Raw genomic sequence first — 4,614 nt, forward strand, 5'->3', positions numbered from 1 at the left:
GCCAACTGCCAACTGCCAACTGCCAACTGCCAACTGCCAACTGCCAACTGCCAACTGCCAACTGCCAACTGCCAACTAACAACTAACAACTAACTATTTGCTTTTGGGTAAAACACATCGCAATTCCTTTTTCATAGTAAGCCGCTTCGTTAATAAAAATTGGATAGACCGTCGATTTACCTTCATAGAAGACCGACTCGCCCTCAAAGGTCAAAAACATCGGATCGCCGGGATTTAGGGCTTGATAATCTCTGGATTGTAGCTGAGGATGAATCATTGCCTGAATCTCTCCCTTTTCGTTTCTGGGATAGTCGATCGCCCCGATGGTGTGATAAACAGTCAGGGGATTTGTTGCAGCAGGCATTGTGCCTTGATTGTAGCTTTCTACGCAGTCTAAAATTGTGCCGACAACCTGCTCGGTTTGCTGAAATAAAGAGGCATCTAATACGCCTTGTGGCACTGCACCAACTTCCAGCGTACCGCCTAATTCGGAAATCGATCGCAGCAAAGGACTATCATAATTGTTGGTTGCCGAAACCAGCAGCTTGAGGTGGGGATACACAGAGGTTAAATAAGCTGCTAGTTGCAGGTTAAAAGGATGCTGGCTGGCGAGAATAAATGTTAGCCCCATGTTGGATGTGGTGCTGTGCAAATCGATAATTAAGTTTTGCTGCGGAGTAGTTTTTGAGCTAACAATGTGGTAGATTTCTTTTGCCCGCTGCGCTTCGTAGGTGGAGAGGTGGGGATTTTGTAAATCTTGCTGTCGAAAGCAGCGGTTGAGGTCGATATCGACGTAGCGTCTGCCGATTTCGGAAGCTTTGGGATTGGCTAGCAGGGCGATTGTTTCAAAAGTCGATCGCCCAATTAACTGTGGCGCGCGATCGAACTTCTTCACTAGGTAAATGCCTGTGAGTTCGTTTCCGTGGGTTCCTCCCACTATGGCAACACGTTTTATTGGATTCATAAACAAAAAACTCCTATCCCAAGCCTACCATGATTTGTCATCAGTTGGTGACAAAGACCTCAGAAACCGGATTTATCTTGATATTTTCTGTTACTCAACCAAAGATTCGTAGAAACCCGGTTTCTTGGCCCGATGCGAAAATCTCAGAAACCGGGTTTCTTTCTACATTTCTCGTCACCCAACCAAAGACTCGTAGAAACCCGGTTTCTTGGCCTCGATGCGTAAATCTCAGAAACCGGGTTTCTCTCTATATTTCTCGTCACCCAACCAAAGACTCGTAGAAACCCGGTTTCTTAGCCCATCTCTAGTTGCTTGGCTCATGCCTACGATTGCTATTCCATATAATGAGTATAATGGTAAATAGCTAAAAAAGGGATTTTAGATATGGGACTGAAAGAGTATTTTGATTTTTTAGCACCGGATGATATTCGCATTAAAGGACATCGCATCGGGATTGAGACGGTACTGTATGAGTATTTGTATCGGGAACGCACCCCAGAAGAAATTAAGCAACTCTATCCATCTCTAACTTTGGCAGAAGTTTATACGACTATTTTATATTATTTACAAAATCCAGAATCAGTAAGTAGATATTTGCAAAATTGGTTGGAATGGTCGCATCAGCAGCGAAATATCCAAGTAGCAAATCCCCATCCGGCGACAGAAAGATTACGGAAATTGAAAGCTGAACGGGAAAGACAATCTATTATCCAGGGTGCTTGAGAAATGGGCGCTCAAATATTTAATGGACGAGAATGTTACGCCCATTTATGCTACACAAGTTCGGCGAAAACGCCCTGATTTAGTAGTTTGGGCAGTGGGCGACATTGGTACACCCCAAAAAGCACTCTCGATCCGGAGATTAATGCTTGGCGTTATTACGATCGCCACCGCGAACAAATCGATCGCATTATTGTTTCCCATCAAACCGATGATTGAAAGAGTGAGGTTGTATTAAGAGTGAAAATTTTCCGAATCGCAATTTTTACTCGAATTCTAGAAAATTTACAGGAATATGAGCTTGAAAATTGTGGAAATCTCGATCGGTTGTAAAAATGGAATAGCTGCGACGATGGGCAGCAGCACAGATGAGAAAATCAGTATTTGAACCTTGGATGCCATTGCGACGACAGGTATTACAAAATTCAGCAGCGATTTCGTAGTCTGCCTCAACTAAATTCAAGTCGGGAAAAGCGCGTAAAGTATTGCGGAGACGATCGAATTGTTCGGATGTGCGAACACCAGACAATATTTCCTGTCGAATGCTTCCGAGCATTATAACTCGACCATTGGCAATGAGCGATCGCAGTTGATTCACCACAGCAGCATTCATTTCTGGAGAATTCCGGCGCAACGCTAATGACCAAATAGCCGTATCGACAATTACATTCATGACGGGATACCTAGGCTATATTTCGCTGCTGTTTGTAATCGTAACTTTCTTGGTAGTCGATCGTACCAAAGAGTTCTAAGATTTTGATCTGCTTCAGGCGTTGAATGTATTCGCGCAAGGCGATTTCAACTAGGGTTTCGATCGTCATTTCTCCCGTCAGTTCGATCGCCTCTTGCAGCAGTGCCGTATCCACATTCAGGCTCGTTACCATTGGTTTTCCTCTTTTTAACCGTTCTCCTAATTATATCTGTCTTGCCTTGCCCCATGCGTGAATCTCAGAAACCGGGTTTCTCTCAATATTTCTCGTCAGCCAACCAAAGACTCGTAGAAACCTGGTTTCTCGCCCCATGCGAAAATCTCAGAAACTGGGTTTCTCTAGATATTTCTTGTCACCCAACCAAAGACTCGTAGAAACCTGGTTTCTCGCCTCAATGCGGTTTCTCGCCTTCACAATCGCGCCGAATCTTTCCCGGAGTACCCAAATCTCTGTCAGAATAGAAACAAGATGGCGGGGAAACACGCGGAGAGACAAAGGGCATGACGCGAGAAGAAGCAGTGCGGCGAATTCACCGGGCGGCTGAGGAAAAATTGACGGAACTGGATTTGGCGGGGTTGGAGTTGGAGGAATTGCCGCCGGAGATTGGCAAGTGCACTGGGCTTGAGACTTTGGTGTTGGGGGAAATTTGCTATGATAGTTTGAGCGATCGCACTATTATATATTCTGTAAATTACCAGCTATGAACATTCAGTTGGTTGACTCCTTAATTCAAGTCATTGAGTCGCTGACACCTGAAGAGAGTTTGCTGTTTCAAGAAAAACTCTCGGCTAGGGCGATTCAGAGTACGCCTGGAGTCTGTGGAGGAAATGCCCGGATTCGCAACACCCGCATTCCTGTTTGGACACTGGTTTCGCTTCACCAACAGGGGGCTGATGAGGCTGAGTTACTGCGGAATTATCCAGGTTTGTCGGATCGCGATTTAGAGAATGCTTGGCGTTATTACGATCGCCACCGGGAAGAAATCGATCGCATTATTGTTTCTCATCAAGCCGATGATTGAAAGGGTGAGGCTGTATTCTAATGAAAATTTCCCGATCGCAATGGTCGAGCATTTGCGTAGCCTTGAGTGTGAGGTTTTAACTTCCTTTGATGCTGGTCAAGCGAATCAAGGGATTCCTGATGACGAGGTTCTCCTATTTGCTACTGAACAAAATCGGGCGGTAATTAGCTTCAATCGCGATGATTTTGTGGCGCTACACCGGGGCGGTGAACATCATGCAGGAATTATTGTGTGTAAAGACGATCGAGATTACTTGGGACAAGTTACTATTCTTCATGCCTATCTTCAGGATGTTGATTCGCTGTTCGATCGCCTGATTCGCATCAAAAAGCAGAATCAGCCTGGGTTGAGTCATCCGGTTTTTGTGGTTCAAGAGTACGGGCGATAATTCCCCCCCACCAAGCGAAAATTCCTGTCACAATAAAATGAATCCTACCGAGAGACGAAGGGCATGACGCGAGAGGAAGCAGTGCGGCGAATTGACCAAGCAGCCGAGGAAAATTTGACGGAACTGGATTTGTCGGGGCTGGACTTGGAGGAATTGCCGCCGGAGATTGGCAAGTGCACGCAGCTTGAGACGTTGGTATTGGGGAAGATGGAAGACTGGGAATGGGTTGGTGATAAACGAACTCCGAAACTAATCACCAATCAATTAACCACACTGCCGGAGGAATTACGATCGCTGGAAAATTTGCGATCGATTAACCTCAGTGGCAATCCATTCGGAACGATACCAGAATTGCTGCTGGAAATGAAGCAATTAAAAAGTTTAAATTTAAGCAGAATTGGTTTAACAGAAATTCCAGAGGATCTCGGCCAACTGTCCAACCTGAAAAAGCTTGAAATCGCTAACAATCAGATTACAAAAATCCCAGAGGCGATCGGGCAACTGTCAAATCTGACACGGCTTGACCTCAGTGACAATCAGATTACCGTCATCCCAGAGGATCTCGGCCAACTGTTCAACCTGAAAAAGCTTGAAATCGCTAACAATCAGATTACCTCCATCCCAGAGGAGATCGGGCAACTGTCGAATCTGACACATCTTAACCTCTGGAAGAATCAGATTACCTCCATCCCAGAGGAGATCGGGCAACTGTCGAATCTGACACATCTTAACATCAATGACAATCAGATTACCTCCATCCCAGATGCGATCGCCCAACTCTCTAATCTGACACAACTTCACCTTCGTAACA

Annotated in this window: 9 protein-coding genes; 6 read left to right on the top strand and 3 right to left on the bottom strand. The window is 45.3% G+C overall.

Going from position 1 to position 4,614, the window contains the following annotated elements:
• Window positions 1–82: 82 nt before the first annotated feature.
• Complete coding sequence (locus QUB13_RS12060; RefSeq protein ID WP_333380915.1) at window positions 83–964, bottom strand: aspartoacylase; 882 nt, start codon at window positions 962–964, stop codon at window positions 83–85.
• Between the two features lie 384 nt (window positions 965–1,348).
• Between QUB13_RS12060 and QUB13_RS12065 the strand changes: the two genes are divergently transcribed.
• Together QUB13_RS12065 and QUB13_RS12070 are read left to right on the top strand one after the other, a co-directional pair.
• The gene (locus tag QUB13_RS12065) at window positions 1,349–1,687 is read left to right on the top strand and encodes a DUF433 domain-containing protein (RefSeq protein WP_333380917.1); all 339 of its coding nucleotides are present in this window, start codon (window positions 1,349–1,351) and stop codon (window positions 1,685–1,687) included.
• A gap of 87 nt (window positions 1,688–1,774) precedes the next feature.
• Complete coding sequence (locus QUB13_RS12070) at window positions 1,775–1,903, top strand: hypothetical protein (protein WP_333380918.1); 129 nt, start codon at window positions 1,775–1,777, stop codon at window positions 1,901–1,903.
• 46 nt (window positions 1,904–1,949) lie between these two features.
• Here QUB13_RS12070 and vapC read toward each other — a convergent pair whose 3' ends face one another.
• Together vapC and QUB13_RS12080 are read right to left on the bottom strand one after the other, a co-directional pair.
• Window positions 1,950–2,357 (bottom strand): type II toxin-antitoxin system VapC family toxin, encoded by a 408-nt coding sequence (gene vapC, locus QUB13_RS12075; RefSeq protein WP_333380919.1) that lies wholly within the window; start codon window positions 2,355–2,357, stop codon window positions 1,950–1,952.
• A 10-nt stretch (window positions 2,358–2,367) separates the two neighbouring features.
• The gene (locus QUB13_RS12080) at window positions 2,368–2,568 is read right to left on the bottom strand and encodes a type II toxin-antitoxin system VapB family antitoxin (protein WP_333380922.1); all 201 of its coding nucleotides are present in this window, start codon (window positions 2,566–2,568) and stop codon (window positions 2,368–2,370) included.
• Window positions 2,569–2,894: 326 nt separating this feature from the next.
• On the opposite strand from QUB13_RS12080, the gene QUB13_RS12085 reads away from it, so the two are divergent.
• The 4 genes from QUB13_RS12085 to QUB13_RS12100 all read left to right on the top strand — a co-directional run.
• Complete coding sequence (locus QUB13_RS12085) at window positions 2,895–3,098, top strand: hypothetical protein (protein WP_333380924.1); 204 nt, start codon at window positions 2,895–2,897, stop codon at window positions 3,096–3,098.
• Window positions 3,095–3,415, top strand: coding sequence for a DUF433 domain-containing protein (locus QUB13_RS12090; RefSeq protein WP_333380926.1), 321 nt, complete (start codon window positions 3,095–3,097; stop codon window positions 3,413–3,415). The genes QUB13_RS12085 and QUB13_RS12090 overlap by 4 nt, the downstream gene beginning before the upstream one ends.
• Complete coding sequence (locus QUB13_RS12095; protein ID WP_333380928.1) at window positions 3,342–3,803, top strand: DUF5615 family PIN-like protein; 462 nt, start codon at window positions 3,342–3,344, stop codon at window positions 3,801–3,803. The genes QUB13_RS12090 and QUB13_RS12095 overlap by 74 nt, the downstream gene beginning before the upstream one ends.
• 63 nt (window positions 3,804–3,866) lie before the next feature.
• The coding region (locus QUB13_RS12100; protein WP_333380930.1) for a leucine-rich repeat domain-containing protein at window positions 3,867–4,614 on the top strand (748 nt) is incomplete at its 3' end.

Source organism: Microcoleus sp. B4-D4 (assembly GCF_036705185.1).
GTDB lineage: Bacteria > Cyanobacteriota > Cyanobacteriia > Cyanobacteriales > Microcoleaceae > Microcoleus.

Bases quoted from the DNA above. Each gene is read 5' to 3' on its own strand.
- QUB13_RS12090 (WP_333380926.1), top strand. From the start codon at position 3,095: ATGAACATTCAGTTGGTTGACTCCTTAATTCAAGTCATTGAGTCGCTG.
- QUB13_RS12080 (WP_333380922.1), bottom strand. From the start codon at position 2,568: ATGGTAACGAGCCTGAATGTGGATACGGCACTGCTGCAAGAGGCGATC.
- QUB13_RS12085 (WP_333380924.1), top strand. From the start codon at position 2,895: ATGACGCGAGAAGAAGCAGTGCGGCGAATTCACCGGGCGGCTGAGGAA.
- QUB13_RS12060 (WP_333380915.1), bottom strand. From the start codon at position 964: ATGAATCCAATAAAACGTGTTGCCATAGTGGGAGGAACCCACGGAAAC.
- QUB13_RS12095 (WP_333380928.1), top strand. From the start codon at position 3,342: ATGCTTGGCGTTATTACGATCGCCACCGGGAAGAAATCGATCGCATTA.
- QUB13_RS12065 (WP_333380917.1), top strand. From the start codon at position 1,349: ATGGGACTGAAAGAGTATTTTGATTTTTTAGCACCGGATGATATTCGC.
- vapC (WP_333380919.1), bottom strand. From the start codon at position 2,357: ATGAATGTAATTGTCGATACGGCTATTTGGTCATTAGCGTTGCGCCGG.